This is a genomic window from Labilibaculum sp. DW002 (assembly GCF_029029525.1).
Classification (GTDB): Bacteria; Bacteroidota; Bacteroidia; order Bacteroidales; family Marinifilaceae; genus Paralabilibaculum; species Paralabilibaculum antarcticum.
This window is the reverse complement of the sequence record NZ_JAKJSC010000001.1, coordinates 1,788,493-1,806,824: the sequence shown is the minus strand read 5'-3', so window position 1 is coordinate 1,806,824 and position 18,332 is coordinate 1,788,493. Positions and strand designations below refer to the sequence as shown.

The 18,332-nt window shown below is 36.6% G+C and carries 14 protein-coding genes; 11 read left to right on the top strand and 3 right to left on the bottom strand.

Going from position 1 to position 18,332, the window contains the following annotated elements; all coding sequences use genetic code 11:
- Position 1 precedes the first annotated feature (1 nt).
- On the top strand, positions 2-3,166 hold the full coding sequence (locus L3049_RS06890; protein ID WP_275109068.1) for an efflux RND transporter permease subunit: 3,165 nt from the start codon (positions 2-4) through the stop codon (positions 3,164-3,166).
- Between the two features lie 65 nt (positions 3,167-3,231).
- Positions 3,232-4,521 carry a TolC family protein gene (locus L3049_RS06885; protein WP_275109067.1) on the top strand — a complete coding sequence of 430 codons (1,290 nt, stop codon included), beginning with the start codon at positions 3,232-3,234 and terminating at the stop codon, positions 4,519-4,521.
- 53 nt (positions 4,522-4,574) lie between these two features.
- On the opposite strand, the gene L3049_RS06880 is transcribed toward L3049_RS06885, so the two are convergent.
- Positions 4,575-5,063 (bottom strand): PaaI family thioesterase, encoded by a 489-nt coding sequence (locus tag L3049_RS06880; protein WP_275109066.1) that lies wholly within the window; start codon positions 5,061-5,063, stop codon positions 4,575-4,577.
- 4 nt (positions 5,064-5,067) lie between these two features.
- A complete protein-coding gene (locus L3049_RS06875) occupies positions 5,068-7,263 on the bottom strand; it encodes a hypothetical protein (RefSeq protein ID WP_275109065.1) in 2,196 nt (731 codons plus the stop codon).
- Between the two features lie 1,096 nt (positions 7,264-8,359).
- Here L3049_RS06875 and L3049_RS06870 point away from each other — a divergent pair.
- The 4 genes from L3049_RS06870 (at position 8,360) to trxB (ending at position 13,387) form a co-directional block, all read left to right on the top strand.
- Positions 8,360-9,916: an acyl-CoA carboxylase subunit beta gene (locus L3049_RS06870; protein ID WP_275109064.1), complete on the top strand. Its 1,557-nt coding sequence runs from the start codon at positions 8,360-8,362 to the stop codon at positions 9,914-9,916.
- A 39-nt stretch (positions 9,917-9,955) separates the two neighbouring features.
- Positions 9,956-10,144, top strand: a complete 189-nt coding sequence (locus L3049_RS06865) for a hypothetical protein (protein ID WP_275109063.1) — start codon at positions 9,956-9,958, stop codon at positions 10,142-10,144.
- Positions 10,145-10,198: 54 nt separating this feature from the next.
- The gene (locus tag L3049_RS06860; protein WP_275109062.1) at positions 10,199-12,103 is read left to right on the top strand and encodes a pyruvate carboxylase subunit B; all 1,905 of its coding nucleotides are present in this window, start codon (positions 10,199-10,201) and stop codon (positions 12,101-12,103) included.
- Between the two features lie 291 nt (positions 12,104-12,394).
- On the top strand, positions 12,395-13,387 hold the full coding sequence (trxB, locus tag L3049_RS06855; RefSeq protein ID WP_275109061.1) for a thioredoxin-disulfide reductase: 993 nt from the start codon (positions 12,395-12,397) through the stop codon (positions 13,385-13,387).
- Positions 13,388-13,498: 111 nt separating this feature from the next.
- Here trxB and L3049_RS06850 read toward each other — a convergent pair whose 3' ends face one another.
- On the bottom strand, positions 13,499-14,749 hold the full coding sequence (locus L3049_RS06850; protein ID WP_275109060.1) for an aminotransferase class I/II-fold pyridoxal phosphate-dependent enzyme: 1,251 nt from the start codon (positions 14,747-14,749) through the stop codon (positions 13,499-13,501).
- A gap of 142 nt (positions 14,750-14,891) precedes the next feature.
- Between L3049_RS06850 and L3049_RS06845 the strand changes: the two genes are divergently transcribed.
- Genes L3049_RS06845 through porD form a run of 5 tightly spaced genes read left to right on the top strand, consistent with a single transcriptional unit; the run spans position 14,892 to position 18,315 of the window.
- On the top strand, positions 14,892-15,722 hold the full coding sequence (locus L3049_RS06845; protein WP_275109059.1) for an outer membrane protein assembly factor BamD: 831 nt from the start codon (positions 14,892-14,894) through the stop codon (positions 15,720-15,722).
- Positions 15,723-15,744: 22 nt separating this feature from the next.
- Positions 15,745-16,092, top strand: coding sequence for a DNA-directed RNA polymerase subunit omega (locus tag L3049_RS06840; RefSeq protein ID WP_275109058.1), 348 nt, complete (start codon positions 15,745-15,747; stop codon positions 16,090-16,092).
- Between the two features lie 56 nt (positions 16,093-16,148).
- Positions 16,149-16,706 (top strand): flavoprotein, encoded by a 558-nt coding sequence (locus L3049_RS06835; protein WP_275109057.1) that lies wholly within the window; start codon positions 16,149-16,151, stop codon positions 16,704-16,706.
- 14 nt (positions 16,707-16,720) lie between these two features.
- On the top strand, positions 16,721-17,353 hold the full coding sequence (locus L3049_RS06830; RefSeq protein ID WP_275109056.1) for a phosphopantothenoylcysteine decarboxylase: 633 nt from the start codon (positions 16,721-16,723) through the stop codon (positions 17,351-17,353).
- 59 nt (positions 17,354-17,412) lie between these two features.
- Complete coding sequence (porD, locus tag L3049_RS06825) at positions 17,413-18,315, top strand: type IX secretion system protein PorD (RefSeq protein ID WP_275109055.1); 903 nt, start codon at positions 17,413-17,415, stop codon at positions 18,313-18,315.
- The last annotated feature ends 17 nt before the right edge of the window (positions 18,316-18,332 follow it).

Below are 18,332 nucleotides of genomic sequence, written 5' to 3'. Positions count from 1 at the left end.
AATGAGAAATATAATATCACAATTTGTAAGATATCCGTTTTACGGGAAAATGATTATTGCTCTACTTGCAATTGCAGGATTTACTTCTTTAGGATTTATGAAGAAATCATTTTTTCCTGAGACAGAATCTAAAATCATTACCGTTTCGATGGTATTTCCTGGAGCTTCACCAAAAGAGGTTGAAGAAGGCATTACCTCAAGAATAGAGGATGCTGTGAGAGGAATTGTTGGAATAAAAGAAATGAATTCTGTTTCGTCGGAAGGCTTTGCCAGATTGACAATTACAACAACCGGAGATTATGATTTGGATGAAACATTAGCCGATGTGAAAAATGCGGTTGATGGGATCCCTACTTTTCCATCAGGAGCCGAGAAAGCTGTGATTGCCAAGCGAAGAGCGACAACACCAGCGGTTCGTTTGTCTGTTACCGGTGATACCGATTTAATAAGTCTGAAAAAATATGCCGATATCATCTATGACGATTTAATGCGCTCAAAGGTGATGTCGCAAATATCTCTTTCTGGTTTTCCAAATTTGGAGTTGTCGGTAGAGGTAAAAGAGGATGATTTGAGGCGTTATGGTCTTACTTTTAGTGAGATATCAATGGCGATAGCCAATAATAATATTGATATTTCGGGAGGAGCAATTAAAAATGAAGTTGAGGAGATTTTAATTCGATCGCGTAATCGTTCGATCAATCCAGATCAAATTGGGGAAATAATTCTGAAAGCAAATCCTGATGGTAGCTATATTCGAATTAGTGATGTGGCGAATATTCATTTTCAGTTTCAGGATGTGCCAAATGCTACATTTGTCAATAGAAATCCAGCTATTTCCATTATGGTGAACAAGCTGAATGATGAGGATTTGGAAGAAATATCGGAATACTGTAATCAATACGCCAAAGAGTTTAACGAAAAATATACTGATGCTACTTTAGAAATAGGTTTCGATTTTGTTAGTCTTTTGCAATCAAGATTAAGCCTACTATATAAAAATGGAGGTTATGGCTTACTTTTGGTTGTTATTGCCTTGGCTGTATTCTTGAGTTTCCGTTTATCCTTGTGGGTAGCATGGGGAATTCCAGCCTCATTTTTAGGCATGTTTATTTTTGCCAATCTTATGGGAGTGACCATTAATATGATTTCTCTCTTCGGAATGATTTTGATTATTGGTATTCTGGTAGATGATGGAATTGTGATTGGTGAAAATATATACACCCATTTTGAGAAAGGAAAGAGTCCTCGTCGTGCTGCTATTGATGGAACAATGGAAGTTGTACCTGCCGTATTAACATCGGTAACGACAACTATGATTGCCTTTACACCTTTGTTACTCGTAACAGGGAATATGCAATTCCTATACGAAATGGCCTTTGTTGTGGTCTTTTGTTTGGGTATTTCTCTTTTCGAAAGTTTGTTTGTATTGCCTAGTCATGTTGGAAACGAAAAAGTATTGAATAGAAATAGAAAAGATAATGCTTTTAATCGCTTTAGGGCTAAGATAGAGAAAGGGATCATGTATGTTAGAGATAATGTATATGCCGGAATTTTGGACCGATTAGTTCGATGGAGATGGTTTGTTGTGTTTATACCTGTAGCTCTTTTCTTTGTTACCATGGGATTGTTTAAAGGTGGATTTATTAAAAGTACATTTTTCCCTAATGTGAGTTTCGATACCTTTAACATTAATGTTGCTTATAAGCCAGGAACCAATAAAGATATCACAGTTAAGGCTTTAAAGAGCTTTGAGAATGCAGTTTGGGAAGTAAATGAAGAGCTGATGAATGAATTTCAGGATACGGCATATTTCATTAAATACACAAGTCTTTCTTCAGGAAATGCTTTTGGCGGACAGGAAGTTGGACCTCATGCAGGAAACCTATCTGTAACGCTTCGAGATATGGAAGGTGCGCCAGTATCAAGTTTCGATATATCGGGAAGAGTAAAAGATAAATTAGGAGATGTTTCCGACCTCGAGAAGTTTACGATTGGAGCTAATAATCGTTGGGGAGCACCTGTTTCTATTAGTTTATTGGGGAATGATTTGGAGCAATTGAATAAGGCCAATGACTATTTTCAAGGTGAATTAAGAAAAATGTCTTCCTTATATAATATAAACGATAATAACCCATTGGGTAGTCGAGAGGTAAGATTGAAATTAAAATCCAAAGCCTACTATTTAGGTATGAATTTAAGATCAATTACTTCTCAAATTCGTCAAGGATTTTTTGGAGGACAAGCGCAACGTTTGCAGGAAGGAAAAGATGAGATTAAGGTTTGGGTTCGATATCCGAAAACCGATCGCGTTTTTATTGGGCAAATGGAAGACATGAGAATTCGTACGCCAAAAGGTGAATTTCCACTGTCTGAATTAATTGATTACGAGATATTGCGTGGTCCTGTTAGTATACAACGTTACAATGGTTCAAGAGAAATTCGTGTTGATGCTGAAATCATTGATCCAAGTGAACCTGTTCCGCCAATTTTAGAATATATTGAAACAACAATATTACCAGATTTAGAAGCCAAATTCCCAAGTGTTCGCCCAGAATTTCAAGGTCAGGCAAAAAGATCAGCTGAAGATATTGCAGAATTGAAGATCTATTTTAGCATTGCATTTATGTTAATTATTTTTATTGTAATGATTCATTTCCGAAGCTTTACACAAGGAATAATCGTTTTAATGATGATTCCTTTGGGCTGGCTTGGATCTGCATGGGGACACGGGTTAGAAGGATTTCCAGTATCGATGTTAAGTGTTTGGGGAATGGTTGCTCTTTCGGGAGTAATTATAAATGATGCTGTGGTCTTCCTGTCCAAATACAATTTATTTGTAGAGGAAGGTATGCAGCCAGAACCAGCGGTAAAAGCAGCGGGAAAAGCTAGATTTAGAGCCATTGTTTTAACAACAATTACGACTTCAGTAGGTTTGTACCCATTGATTTTAGAAAATTCCTTTCAAGCACAATTCTTAATTCCAATGGCGATTGCATTGGCTTATGGAGTATTGGTAGGAACCATGTTTATTCTGTTATTTTTCCCTGTAATTATTTTAACCTTGAATGATATTAAAAGAGTATCAAAAAGTATTTGGGAAGGGAAAGAGATTTTAGCTCGAGATGTTGAGCCTAAGGTTAAGGAATCAAAAGTAAGTTTGGATTAAATAATAGAATTTCCTGTTTATAATTAGCCCTGACTTTGGTCAGGAATCAAATAAAGAACAAACAAATGATCAGAAAAGTATCATTATTCATAGTCTTCATTATGTGCTGTCAGTTTAACTTGATAGCACAAGAAGAACTTAATCTCTCCAAAGCAATTGCAATTGGCTTGGAGAATAACTATCAATTAAAGATTGTAAAAAAGTCGGAAGAAATTTCTGATTTGAACAATACCTGGGGAAATGCGGGTAGGTATCCAAAAGTGGATTTTAATTTTGCTTCGCGGAACACCTGGGATTATAACGAGAATCAGGATTACACTCGAAATGGTTTGGTGCCTTCTTTAGACGTAAGTTGGACCATTTTTGATGGTTTTGCAGTGCAAATTCGAAAAGATAAGTTCGACGATTTGGCACAACTTTCAAAAGGAAATACGATCATCGCTATCGAGAATAAAATTGAATTGATTATTCTTGCTTATTACAAGGTGCTTTTGGAAAAAGAGAGCTTGGGAGTAAATCAAAAAATCATGGAATTGTCTTCCGACCGATATGAAAAAATGAAAGTCGGTAAAGAGATTGGAAGTTCGGTTACCTACGATGTTTTGCAAGCTCAAAATGCATGGTTACAAGATCGTTCAGCCTTCTTGTTGCAAGAAGTTGGTTTTAATAATGCAGTTCGAGATTTAAACTTTTTATTGGGCGTTAAGGAAAGTAAAACCTACACATTCTCAGAAGAGTTTTTACCTGTAAACGAAGAATATCTATTGGGTAATTTGATGGATAAAATGTTGTCTGATAACAACACCTTAAAGAATAGATACATTCAGGAAATGCTTTTGAAACGAGATGTTCAGATGGCTAGAAGCAACTTCTATCCACGAGTTTCTTTAGGAGCAGGTGTGCAAGGTAACAGAACAAGAAACAAATTGGATGGAATGTCTTCGTCTACTGCTGATTCGCATAATTTGTACGCTAATGTAAGTTTAAACTACCTGATTTTTAATGGTAATTCGAATCGTAGAGCAATGCAAATTGCCAAGATTCAGGAAGAAATTGGAAAGATTGAAACGGAAGATGTAAAGCACACTTTAACCAATTTATTAGCGCAGCAATTTGAAGCTTATCAAGTACGAAAAGAACTGTATAAGCTGGCTGAGGAAAACCTAAGCGCAGCAGAATTAAATTTGAGTATTTCAAAGGATAAATATGAATCGGGGAGTATTAATTCTTTCAACTATCGTGATATTCAGATTACCTATCAGAATGTTGCTTTTGCGAGAGAAAATGCAATTTTTAACTTGATTCAATCTAGAACTGCCTTAGTAAGAATTACCGGTGGAATATTAACGGAATAAGCGATTAAACGTCAAAAAAATAGGCCATCTGAATCAAAACAGATGGCCTTTTTTTATTTCCCAAAATCATCGGGAACCAAAACAGAAATTACCTCGCCAAAAACGCAAAGAATGCCGTTTGCATATAGTTCGGTTTCAACAATTGCCTTTCGTTGGCTCACCTCCTTAATTTTTCCTCGAATTTCTATTTCCCCACCAATTGGGGTAGGTTTTAGGTATTTCACTTGCAAAGAAGCAGTAACACACCTAGGAGCGTTAGAGTCTGAAAGTTCAATACCTTTCTCTTTTGCTAAAGCCAAAGCAGCCGAGCCTGTTCCGTGGCAATCGATCAGTGAGGCAAGTAGTCCGCCATATACAAAACCAGGAATTGCTGTATGGTAATTTTTAGGCACAAAGCGAGTGATGGTTTCATCGCCATTCCAATTGGTTTTAATCTGATGTCCGTGCTCGTTTAATCGTCCACAGCCATAGCATTGTGCAAAATGGTCTGGATAAAAATCTTGTATTCCTTTTGCGGGAACTGAGTGTGTGTTGTTTGTCATTTAACTAATTTATTGCTTTTTCCTCAGAATAGGAAACTGCATTTTTAGTCATATCAACTTCTTTTTTCACCCACTTTAACTGATCATTAAAATCGAAGGTTCTAAGACGTGCAAGGTTTTGTCTTTTGTATCGATTAACATTAATATCTCGATACGATTCCCAGCATGTAACAGCATTGCGAAGTCGATTAACCGCTTTTATCTTTTGCTTTTCATCTCCTGTTTGTTTAAAGTATTCCAAATGCACAGCAGCTAATATTTTATTGGCATAGTATTCTCCCAAATAGCCCATCGATTGAGCATCCAAAATAGTTTGTTTTAGTTCTTTTGAGTTGTTTTCATCACTTAACTGTTTGCCTCCTTCAATTGCTTCATTGGCAAAATAGAACAAGCTGTCAGCAACCATAATAGGAGTGATTCCTTTGATTACCATTTTATTTAAATCTGCCGTAACGTAATCGTATGGATTCAAAATTCCACTTCCTTCCATTGTTGCAGTAGTTCGGAATTCATCAACGGAACGCAAATCATTCCAAATTTCCATACAGGTTTCTGGTGACCACATGTAGTCCCAATCTCGCCAATGAAAGCGGTTCATTTGAGGGATGATTTTAGATGCTGATTTCCATGTGTAGAGCAATTTATCAGCATCCACTTCAGGGAATTTACTTGCTAAAATATCCTTAAATCGTTGTTCTGGTATGTTTGGATTGTAGCCCATTCTTCCCCAAAGCATAAAACGAAACCAATGCTTGTTAATTTCTAATTGACGAGGGCTTTCAGGGTTTTTGCTGATAAATTCACGTCCCCAAACATAGCCATCTGATCCCATATGAAAACCGGCAGTTTGTTCTGCTGGCATGTTCTTAATAAAATTACTTACATACTCTGGATCGCCCCAACGATGAATAAAAATATCATCATTTCTTAGGTTCCACCACGACTTTAAATTCTGAGGAGCCATCCAATCCAACAAAGGCTTATGGAAAGGAGTATTTACAGAAGAATACAAACGTGCTTTTGCATACTTAAAACTCATGTCAAACTGATCAGGATAATCACCCCAATACTTGGTGATCTTTTTCATATCGGTCCACCAAAAGCGATGAATGAATTTAATCTCACGATTTGGCTGAACAGCTTTCGCATCCATAATGCCTTCGCCATAAGTATCCCACAACCATTTTTCTTTATCGTCATCATTCATTGGAGTGCGCATGTTCTCACCGGCAGTTACGCCAAGGCCTGTTAAATCGGGATAGTTGATGATGAATTGCTTTACTGATTTTCTCAGGTAATCGATGCTTGTTTTGTTGCGATAGTCATTTGTAATGCCATATTTCCCTTTCTTATCGCCAACTTCTTTGTTTGAACCTGGAGGTGCTGCACCATTTAAGCAAATGTTCCAGGTGATGAAATACACATCAATTCCGCGGTTTTTGGCTTGTTTCATTACTTTCTGCCAAAAGATAATCTTCTCATCAATGCTCATTTTTTTGAGCACTTTTAAGTTCGCAACGGTTTTAATACTTGGCATTTCCGGCACAGTCCAATACCCAGGATTTTCTTGTGGTTTTATGCTGGTTCCGCACACATCTTGAAGGGCAACATTCGGATAATCATCCAATTTTACCATAGAAGAGAAAGGGTGGGCATTCCAAAATGAAATGGCATTGTAGCGGTGGCGAGCCATATTATCGAAAAATTCTTCCCAAAATTTCAGATTCCACATTTCGGCAATATTTTCCTGTGCGGCATCTCCCGAATCATCAAAACTGGAAGTGCGAATGTCCAAAGGAATATTGAATTTGATTCCTCTTTTGGCAATGTATGGCTGATCGCTAATGCTTTCTATCTCATGAATATCTTTGCCAATTCGAATTAATTCACTCAATTCCAATCCACCATATAATAATCCATTGGCATCGGGAGCTAAAATCAGAAGCTCTTTTCTTGTGCTTCTATTTATTTGATAACTCTCTGATTTATTCATGCTCTCATCAATAGCAAAGCGAATTGTGAAATCTGCTTTTTCGCACAAGGTGTAATTTTTCGAAATTAGTTCTGATTGTAAATCTGAAACGGCAAAAGCAACTTGTTCTATTGTAGAGTTATACTCAATGTGAATAGTTTTAATTTCATTACAAGAACTTGAAATGAAAAGTATTAAACAAAACAATGAGAAAGGAAATGTTTTCATATATATCTAATAAAATTAAGGCTTCTATTACTAGTTTGCAAGGTACATTATCAAGTAGAGAATGGGCAGGAAGAGATAGTGGAAATAGAAGGGGGATATTAGAATTTCTAATGATACGTAGCAATAAGAAAGAAAAATTCGCAAGAGTTTTCGTTTATTTTATATAGTCCATGCGAGAAGATTCGAAATTCCGACCCCACGCCTACCAGACGCGTACTCTAAATCTGGCTGAGCTACGACCTGATTTTTGCATTAACAAATATAATTTCGAATTGCTATCAATAAAAAAATTACTGGGAAAGATAAGATAAACTTGACTTTGCTTTCTATTTTTTTTAGATGTAAATAATCGTGATGATACCTATGTTGAATAAAGAAATAATTCCCTAAATCTGCCGGGTCCGTTAACAGGTATTCTACAACCATGCTGTCTATGTTATAAATCTTATTTTTTCGCTAGTCATTTTTTGTATTTCTTAACCAAGCTGCAAAAGTATTTGCTTAATCATTATAAACTAATTTACATACAAGAGTGTTGTAGATATTCCTAAAAAAATCTTTTAATAGCATATTGAAATGAATGGGTAATTATACCCATTTATAGGTGATTGCTAGTGTTTGGATGAAAAATAATGAAAAAGAGTTTTTAATTTGCGTTCAATCCTTGATTGAAAAAAGTTATTGAATTTTTTTTCAATATATAATATCATTTGTCAACTCGTTCTTTATATGTTTTACAATATCTAAGGCGAATTTTTGCTGTTTTTTTTTGAATGTTGTTTTGTTGGAGGAATGATCTGGAAAACAGACTGATAGGGTGGTATTTTCAAGGGGGCGGTTTCATATACAAACGTTTACGGACATGAAGTGGTGTTTTAAAACAGTTTCTTATCTAGAATGAAAGTATTTATATTCGGCAGCCAATAATGAAATAATTCTTTAAATAGAATTAGGTTCTAAGCAAACAGCTCTATTGATTGATGTGAAAATTTAATTGCTCAATCAAATGTATGAGGAGTATTAACTGAATAGCAATTGAAGTAAACTAGAAATTCCTTGAGATTTTCTTAGCAAATGACTTGAAAAAAAATATAAAATGAAGGTATCTGAAAAGTTAGATCTCTTAAAGAAAAAAAGAGAAGAAGTTAAAAAGATGGGTGGAGAAGCTCGTGTTGCCAAACAGCATGACAAAGGTAAGCTTTCCGCACGTGAGAGAATAGACCTACTTTTTGATGAAGGAAGTTTTAGAGAGTTGGATATGTTTGTGGAACACCGTTGTACAAACTTTGGCTTTGAAAAAACTGAGATTCCAGCTGATGGTGTTATCATCGGTCATGGTTTAGTCAATGGACGCACAGTATTTGCTTACTCTCAGGATTTTACTTCCCGTGGAGGATCTTTAGGAGAAATGCATGCTGCAAAAATCTGTAAAGTAATGGATTTGGCTGTAAGTGCCGGAGCTCCTATTGTTGGACTTAACGATTCAGGTGGAGCTCGTGTAGAAGAAGGTGTTGATGCATTGAAAGGTTATGGTGAAATATTTATGCGTAACTCAAGAGCATCAGGGGTAATTCCACAGATTTCTGCAATTATGGGCCCTTGTGCCGGTGGTGCAGTATATTCTCCAGCTATGACTGACTTTGTTTACATGGTTAAGAAACAGAGTCATATGTTTATTACATCTCCTTATGTAATTAAAACAGTAACAGGTGAAGAAACGACTTTTGAAGAACTGGGTGGAGCTATGGCTCACAATGCCAAAAGTGGTAACGCTCACTTCGCTTGCGATTCAGATGAAGATACAATTGAAGAAATTCGCGATTTATTAAGCTATTTGCCAAATAACAACCTGGAGGAAACGCCTCAGTTGCCTATGGGTGACGATCCTGAGCGTGATTGCTCGGAATTGGATACAATGATTCCTGATGATGCAAAAACACCTTACGACATGAAGGGTGTTATTGAATCGGTGCTTGATCAGGGTGAATTCTACGAAGTGCATGAACACTATGCTGAGAATGCCATTATCGGTTTTGGTCGATTAGATAATCAATCGGTAGGTATTATCGCTAACCAACCAATGATTCAAGCTGGTTGTTTAGATATTGATGCTTCTGATAAAATTTCTCGTTTCGTTCGTACTTGTGATGCTTTTAATATTCCAATGATCACATTCGTTGATGTTCCGGGATACCTTCCGGGAGTTCAGCAAGAGCTAGGTGGTATTATCCGCCACGGAGCGAAATTATTATGGAGTTATGCCGAGGCTACTGTGCCTAAGTTTACTGTTGTAACACGTAAAGATTACGGTGGAGCTTATTTGGCAATGTGTTCTAAGCCATTGGGAGCTGATATGGTATTTGCATGGCCAACTGCCGAAATTGCGGTAATGGGTGCTAAGGGTGCGGTAGAGGTTATCTCTTCTTATAAAAAAGAAATTGCTGCTGCTGATGATAAGCAAGCTAAAACTGATGAGAAAATTAAGGAATACGAAGAAGCATTTAACGTTCCTTATTTGGCAGCACAGCGTGGCTATATCGATGATGTAATTCTTCCTAGCGAAACTCGAGCTCGTTTGATTGATGCATTGAATGCAATGAAAACAAAAGCAGAAGTATTACCAGCTAAGAAACACGGAAATATTCCATTGTAAGAAAGACTTTTAATAAATTAATTATTAAGACCAATAATTATGACACGAGAAGAAAAGATTAAAAAAGCAGCAGCTATAGCAGTTGCTCACTATATAGAACAAGAGAAAGCTGAAGCGTTAAAAGTTGAAGAATCAATAAATGGTTCCTGGTCACGTGCTGGCGTCAAAATGATGATGGCTAAACGTAAGATTGCACAGCTTCGCGGTCGAAGTCTACGAAGTGCATAATTCTATTTTCCTGTTAATTAGGAAAAGTATTAATCAACAAAAAAAATAAAAAAGATGATATACGATAAACACGGGGTCTTACAAATGACCGAGCTTAACTTTGACAAAGATCGTCCGAAAGCTGAAAATCCAATCAAGATTAATGATGTAAGTTTACGTGATGGACACCAATCGTTGTTCGCTACTCGTGGACGTACAGAAGATATGTTGCCTGTAGCAGAAATGATTGACGAAGCAGGATATCATTCTGTTGAAACATGGGGTGGTGCAACTTTTGATACCATGCACCGTTTCTTGGGTGAAGATCCATGGGAGCGTTTAAGAGTATTGAAAAAGCATATGCCTAAAACGCCATTCTCAATGCTTCTTCGTGGACAGAATGTGGTAGGATACCGTAATTATGCTGATGATGTGGTTCAGTCTTTTGTTCAGCGATCAATCGATAATGGTATGGATATCTTCCGTTGTTTCGATGCGTTGAATGATTTCAGAAACTTTGAAACTGCGGCAAAAGTAATTAAGGATAACAAAAAACATCTTCAAGGTGTGGTGTGTTATACTTTGAACCAGCCTCGTTTAGGTGGTGAAGTATACAATATGGAATACTACATCAACAAAGTGAAAGATCTTTTAAGTTTTGGTGTAGATTCTATCTGTATCAAAGATATGGCCGGATTGATTGCTCCTTATGATATTTACAATTTGGTGCGCGAAATCAAGACATTTACGGATACACCAATTAACTTGCATACTCACTTTACTTCAGGTATGGGTGACTTGGCTATTTTTAAAGCGATTGAAGCTGGTGTAGATATCGTTGATACTTGTATCGGACCTTATGCATACCGTACTTCTCACGCAGCTGTTGAGCCATTGATCATGTCTCTATTGGGAACAAACCGCGATTCAGGAATGGACATTAATAAAATTAATGCTATTGCTGGTGAAATGGAGAAATACATTCCTAAATACAAACACTTAGATAATAATCCTAAGTATGCGACTACGGATATCAATGTCTTATTGCACCAAACTCCGGGAGGAATGCTTTCTAACTTGGTAAATCAGTTGAAAGCAATGGATGCATTAGATAAATTACCGGAAGTGTATCGTTTACTTCCTAAAGTACGTAAGCAGCTTGGTAACATTCCATTGGTTACGCCTACATCTCAAATTGTTGGTGTACAAACAGTAAACAATGTATTGTTTGATTCTTACGAAGGAGAGTATGCTCAAATTACCAAAGAGGTAAAAGACCTTTGCTTTGGATTGTATGGTAAAACGACTCATCCAATTGATCCTGAAGTTCAAAAGAAAGCTTTGAAGGATTATCCTCGTGGTGAAGAGCCTATTACAGCTCGTCCGGGATCTATTCTTGAGCCGGAAATGGAAGATGTTAAAGCTGAATTCAGTGATCTTGCTAAGGATATCGATGACGAAGTTTTATGCGCACTTTATCCTATAACGGGAAAACGCTTCTTAAAGTGGAAGTATGGTTTGGAAGAAGTACCGGCAGATGTCAAAGCTAAAACAATGGCAGAGGTTGAAAAAGAAGAGGAGCTTGTAAGAAAAGCCCTTTCCGGAGAGTTAACTTCAAAAGGAAAAGGTAACGGTCGTGAGCTTGAAGTTACTGTTGACGGTGAAACCTTTACGGTAGAAATAAATGATCCAAACGGTCCTGCTACGCCTCAATTTAAAGGACGTAAGAAAAAGGAGTCTGCTAACGATGAAATGGCTACAGGAAGCGTTGTTGCTCCAATCCCAGGTATGATTGTGGAGTGCAAAGTAAAAGTTGGTGACGAAGTAAAAGTAGGAGATGCATTAGTCGTACTTGAAGCAATGAAGATGATGAATAATCTTGATGCTAAAGCAGCAGGTACTGTAAAAGAGATTAAATGTGAGACTGGCGATTCTGTTGCTAAAGGCGATTTGCTTTTAGTAATTGAGCCAAAAGCCTAATGACTATTTAATAATTGAGTGTTAATTACCCCCTGAATTTATCCTCAGGGGGTATTTTTTTGCTTTATTTTCTCAGAAGTTTATTCTAAACCTAGCTGAGCAACACTTCTATTTTCCATTGTTATATATTATCGATCATTAAAGTTTGACAAATAAAAATAATATCAAAGATTCGAGTTAATTGATGTTAACATCTACATTTTCTATGAATAAACACACTTGTAGTTATCTAGATATTTTGTAGATTTGTTTCTCGAAATTACAATTTAGAAACAGAATAATTAAACATATATGGAATTTAAATCAATGAATCTGGAGAATGGCAATTCTGCAACTCCTGAGGGGGATGTAGAAAAAGTAAAATGTTTAATCGTTGGATCAGGTCCTGCTGGATATACAGCAGCCATCTACGCTGCTCGTGCTAACCTTAGCCCGGTAGTTATTGAAGGTTTGCAACCTGGTGGACAGCTAACAACAACAACTGAAATTGATAACTTCCCAGGATACGCTGAAGGTATAACTGGAACTGAAATGATGGCTGATCTTAAGAAGCAAGCTGAGCGTTTTGGTACAGATTGCCGTTGGGGACTTGTAACTTCAGTTGACTTCTCATCGTACCCACACAAAGTGGTTGTTGATGGTAACAAAACTATCGAAGCTGAATCTGTCATCTTAGGTACTGGTGCAACCGCAAAATATTTAGGTCTGGAATCAGAATCAAAATATGCCGGATCAGGAGTTTCTGCATGTGCAACTTGTGACGGTTTCTTTTACCGTGGTAAAGATGTTGCTGTTGTAGGTGGTGGAGACACTGCTGCTGAGGAAGCAACATACTTAGCTGGCCTTTGTAATAAAGTATACTTAATTGTTCGTAAGCCTTTCTTACGTGCTTCTAAAGCTATGCAAGATCGTGTTGCTCGAACAGAAAACATAGAGGTGCTTTTCGAGCACAACACCAAAGAGCTTTATGGCGAAGGTGTGGTTCAAGGTGCTAAGTTGATTAAGAGAATGGGAGAGGCTGATGAAACAGAAGTAGACATAAAAATTGATGGGTACTTTGTGGCAATTGGACATACTCCAAATTCAAAAATATTTGCTGATTACTTAAAAACGGATGAGCAAGGTTATGTGTTAACAGAGCCGGATACAACCAAAACAAATGTTCCTGGTGTATTTGCTGCAGGAGATCTAAAAGATCCTCACTATCGTCAGGCAATAACATCTGCAGGATCAGGATGTATGGCTGCAATGGATGCTGAGCGTTTTCTTTCAGAGCAAGAGTAAGCAGCTTACAAGCAAAAATATTTTACCCGACTAATAATAGTCGGGTATTTTTTTTTGCGTAAAAAAAACGACATCCTTTCGAATGTCGTTTTTAACTATATTTTCTAGAAACTATTGGTTGAAAATATCAGCAAATTTTTCATTGCTGTATTTACCTTCTTTCAGCTTAGCAGAAACATCTTTAAATGCGTTTACTGTGTACTCAACATCTTCTAGAGTGTGAGTTGCTGTAGGAATCAAACGAAGTAGTAATTGTCCTTTAGGAATTACCGGGTATACTACTATTGAGCAGAAAATACCATAATTCTCTCTAAGATCCATAGTTACCTGAGTTCCTTCGGCTACACTACCAGAAAGGTAAACCGGAGTAACCGGAGATTCAGTGCATCCAATTTCTAGTCCCGCTTCAGTTAACCCTTTTTGAAGAGTGTCTGAGATAGTAAATAACTGCTCACGCAATTCAGGCTTAGTTCTAAGTAGCTCTAAACGTTTGATAGATCCTTCTACGATTGGCATAGGAAGAGATTTAGCAAAAGTTTGTGAACGCATGTTGTAACGTAAATAGCCACAAACATCTTCATCACATGCAACAAATGCACCAATACCAGCCATTGCTTTAGCAAAAGTACCGAAAAGAACATCAACCCCTTCAGTAACACCGAAATGCTCTGGAGCACCAGCGCCAGTAGGACCCATTACACCGAAACCATGAGCATCATCAACTAACAAACGGAAGTTGAATTCTTCTTTCATAGCAACGATTTCGTCCAATTTACCTAGGTCACCAGCCATACCGAATACACCTTCAGTAATTACAAGAATACCACCACCAGTATTTTCTGCCCACTTAGTAGCTCTTTCAAGCTGCTTGTGTAGGTTTTCCATATCGTTGTGTGGGTAAACAAAACGTTTCCCTTGATGTAGTCTTAAGCCATCCATGATACATGCATGCGACTCAGAGTCATAAACAATAACATCATGACGATTAACCAAGGCATCGATAATAGAAAGCATACCCTGGTAACCGAAGTTTAAAAGGAATGCATCTGGCTTACCAACGAAGTCAGCTAATTGAGCTTCTAATTCTTCGTGGCGACTAGTTTGTCCTGACATCATACGAGCTCCCATTGGATACGCTAGGCCCCATTTTTCAGCAGACTCAGCATCAGCTTTTCTTACTTCCGGGTGATTAGCTAGTCCAATGTAGTTGTTCAAACTCCATGTAAGAACTTCTTTACCTCTAAATTTCATTCTAGAGTTGATTTCGCCTTCTAGTTTTGGGAATGCGAAGTAGCCATGTGCTTGCTTTGCGTATTGTCCAATATTCCCTTTCTGGGTGTTAACTTTGTCAAAAATATCCACGTTATATGTTTTTTTTTGAAATGTTTTTATTACAACTGTGCAAAAGTAATGTTTTTTGGAATTTTAGCAATAAATTATAAAGAATTGTATAATATGATAGGAAATTATTAAATATTTCGGTTGAAAACTATATCTTTGCAAAATGCAAAAAAATAGAGTAGCTGTACCTATGAGAAAATTAGTTTACCTTTTTTTACTTTTCGCCTTTGTTTTAGGTGGATGTAGCGATTACCAAAAACTTCTAAAAAGTAGCGACAATCCTTTGAAATATAAAAAGGCAGTTGAGTACTATAATTCGGAAGATTATATTAAAGCTGCAACACTTTTTGAGGAGTTGTTACCAATTTATCGTGGAACAAGTAAGGCCGAAACGATCAGCTACTATATCTCTTATTGCGCATATGGATCTGGAGACTATATCGGAGCAGGATATTATTTTAGAAATTTCTTAAAGACTTTTCCTGATAGTCCATATTCTGAAGAGAGTTTATACATGAGTGCATACTGTTACTATTTGGAGTCTCCAAAGCCGAGATTAGATCAAACAGCAACAAAAGATGCGATTGATGCATTTCAATTGTATATTAACCGTTACCCGAATTCTACAAGGATTCCAAAATGTAACGATAACATTGATGAGTTACAGGATAAATTGGTTTATAAATCGTATTTAAGTGCTCGTAATTATTTTGATAGAACACATTATCCTTCAGCAATTATTGCATTGCAAAATGCAATAAAAGATTATCCTGGATCGTCTTATCGAGAGGAATTAATGTTCATGCTTCTTGAATCTCGTTTCGAATTGGCAATTTTAAGTGTTGAAGAAAAAGAAAGAGAAAGATACAATTTAGCAAAAGAGGAATATTATTCTTTTGTTGATGAATTCCCTAAGAGTGAGTACGCTAAGAATGCTGAAAAGATGATTAAAAATATAGAATCATACTTAAGTCAGTTTAATACGAATAATTAAAATAGATAATAATTCTTTCAGTATGGATTACAAAAAAACCAATGCAGCAAGTTCAACAATTACACGTAACGTAACTGATTTGAGCAGAGAAGTAGGGAATGCTTACGAATCAGTGATGATTATGGCAAAGCGTTCTAATCAGATTGCTGTAGAGCTTAAAACAGAACTGAATAAGAAACTTCAAGAATTCGCATCTTTTACTGATAATTTGGAGGAAGTTTTCGAGAATCGTGAGCAGATCGAAATTTCAAAATACTATGAGCGTTTACCAAAGCCGACTTTAATTGCGGTTGAGGAATTCATAAATGGAGACGTTTATTATAGAAATCCTGCGAAAGAGCTTATTACTGAAGAGCAAAAAACGAAATAGTTTACAAGTTCCCTTTGTCACAAAAGGGAACTTTTTATTTTTTAGTTTTAGACCTTATGTTAAAAGATAAGAAAATCATATTAGGTGTAACGGCAAGTATTGCTGCCTATAAAGCTGCAACTTTAGTTCGATTACTTGTGAAAGAAGGAGCTGAAGTAAAGGTTATTATGACCCCATATGCCAAGGAGTTTATTTCTCCGGTTACAATGGCTACGCTTTCTAAAAACACTGTATTAAGTGACTTTTTTAAGCATGATGATGGTGAATGGAATAGTCATGTAGATCTAGGTATATGGGCTGATGTATTATTAGTCGCTCCAACAACTGCTAATACTATGGCTAAAATGGCACATGGTATTTGTGATAATCTATTGTTGACAACTTACCTTTCTGCCAAATGTCCGGTTGTTCATGCACCTGCTATGGACTTGGATATGTTTAAACATCCGGCTACGCTTCGCAATATGGATATTTTAAGATCTTATGGGGATCGTTTTATTGAACCTTCAAGTGGTGAGCTGGCAAGTGGATTGTACGGTAAAGGTCGCATGGAAGATCCTGAAAAAATAGTTGAGAAACTTAAGGAATTCTTTGCTTCAAAAAAAAAAGACTAAGTGACAAAAAGGTCATGATTACAACAGGGCCGACTTACGAAAAGATCGACCCTGTTCGTTTTATTGGTAATTTCTCTTCAGGCAAAATGGGTTTCTCAATTGCCGAAAAATTAGCTGAAGAAGGTGCACAAGTGACACTTATCTCAGGTCCTTCAGCTTGTAAAGCGATCCATCCTAATATTAATCGTATCGATGTGGTTTCCGCTCAGGAAATGTATGAAGCTTCATTGGAGCATTTCCCTCACTGTGATGGAGCAATAATGACTGCTGCTGTAGCTGATTTTACTCCCTTGAACCCATTAAATACTAAGGTGAAGCGTGAAAAATCGAATTATACGATTGAACTTACACCTACAAAAGATATTGCAGCTTCTATAGGTAATATTAAATCTGAAAATCAATTTTTGGTCGGTTTTGCTCTCGAAACCAATAACGAAGAACAGAACGCTCAACTGAAATTAGAAAAGAAAAACTTAGATTTAATTGTTTTGAATTCATTAAACGATTCGGGAGCAGGTTTTCAGCACGATACAAATAAGATTACAATTTTTTCTCGTAAGGGAGGAATGAAAAAATTTGAATTAAAATCTAAAACTGAAGTTGCTGAGGATATTGTAGCAGAATTGATCGCGTATTATGCAGAATAAATGTTGTATCTCTTCCGTTTAATTTTTTAACTTTAGCTGTGAACTTTTGAAATTTAATTATGCGAAAACTCTTTATTCTATTATTGGCCTTTTGTTTGTCTACTCCTTTGTTCGCTCAAGAATTACGTTGCAATGTTCAGGTTGTAAGTCAGCAAATTCAAGGGACCAATAAGCAGGTTTTTAGAACGATGCAAACGGCTATTTATGAATTTATGAATACCAGAAGATGGACGGATCATGTTTACGATCAGGATGAAAAGATTGAGTGTAATATTCTGATTAACTTGAAAGACCAAATTTCATCTGATGAGTTTAAAGGAACGATGCAGATTCAAGCTCGTCGACCTATTTTCAACTCTTCTTTTAATACGGTATTACTGAATTTTAAGGACGACGATATTCATTTTAAATATGCAGAATATCAAGCTTTGGAGTTTAATGAGACCAATACACCAACAAGTTTGACAGCACTTTTGGCATACTATGCTAATATTATTGTTGGTCTTGATTATGACACTTATTCGCCTGATGGTGGAGGAGTTTATTTTGCCAAAGCGGAAGAGATTGTAAATAAAATGCAAAACTCTAATGTAAAAGGTTGGAAGGCTTACGAAAGTCGAAAAAATAGATACTGGTTAATTGAAAACATACTAAACAATGCCTACAGTCCTGTTCGAGAGTGTTTGTACAAGTACCACCGTTTGGGATTGGATCGCATGGCAGAACGTTTAACCGAATCGAGAGCTGAGATTGCTGAGAGTCTTAGATTACTGCAGAAGGCATATCGCGCCAAGCCTGGCTCGTTTATTCTTCAAATTTTTTTCGACGCCAAAGCGGATGAATTGGTAAATATTTTTTCAGAATCTTTTACGGATGAGAAAAAGAGGGTTTTCAATATTTTGAGTGAAATAGATCCAGCCAACATTTCCAAATACAACAAAATTATAGGACAAAAGAAATAGTGTTTTCTAATCAACCT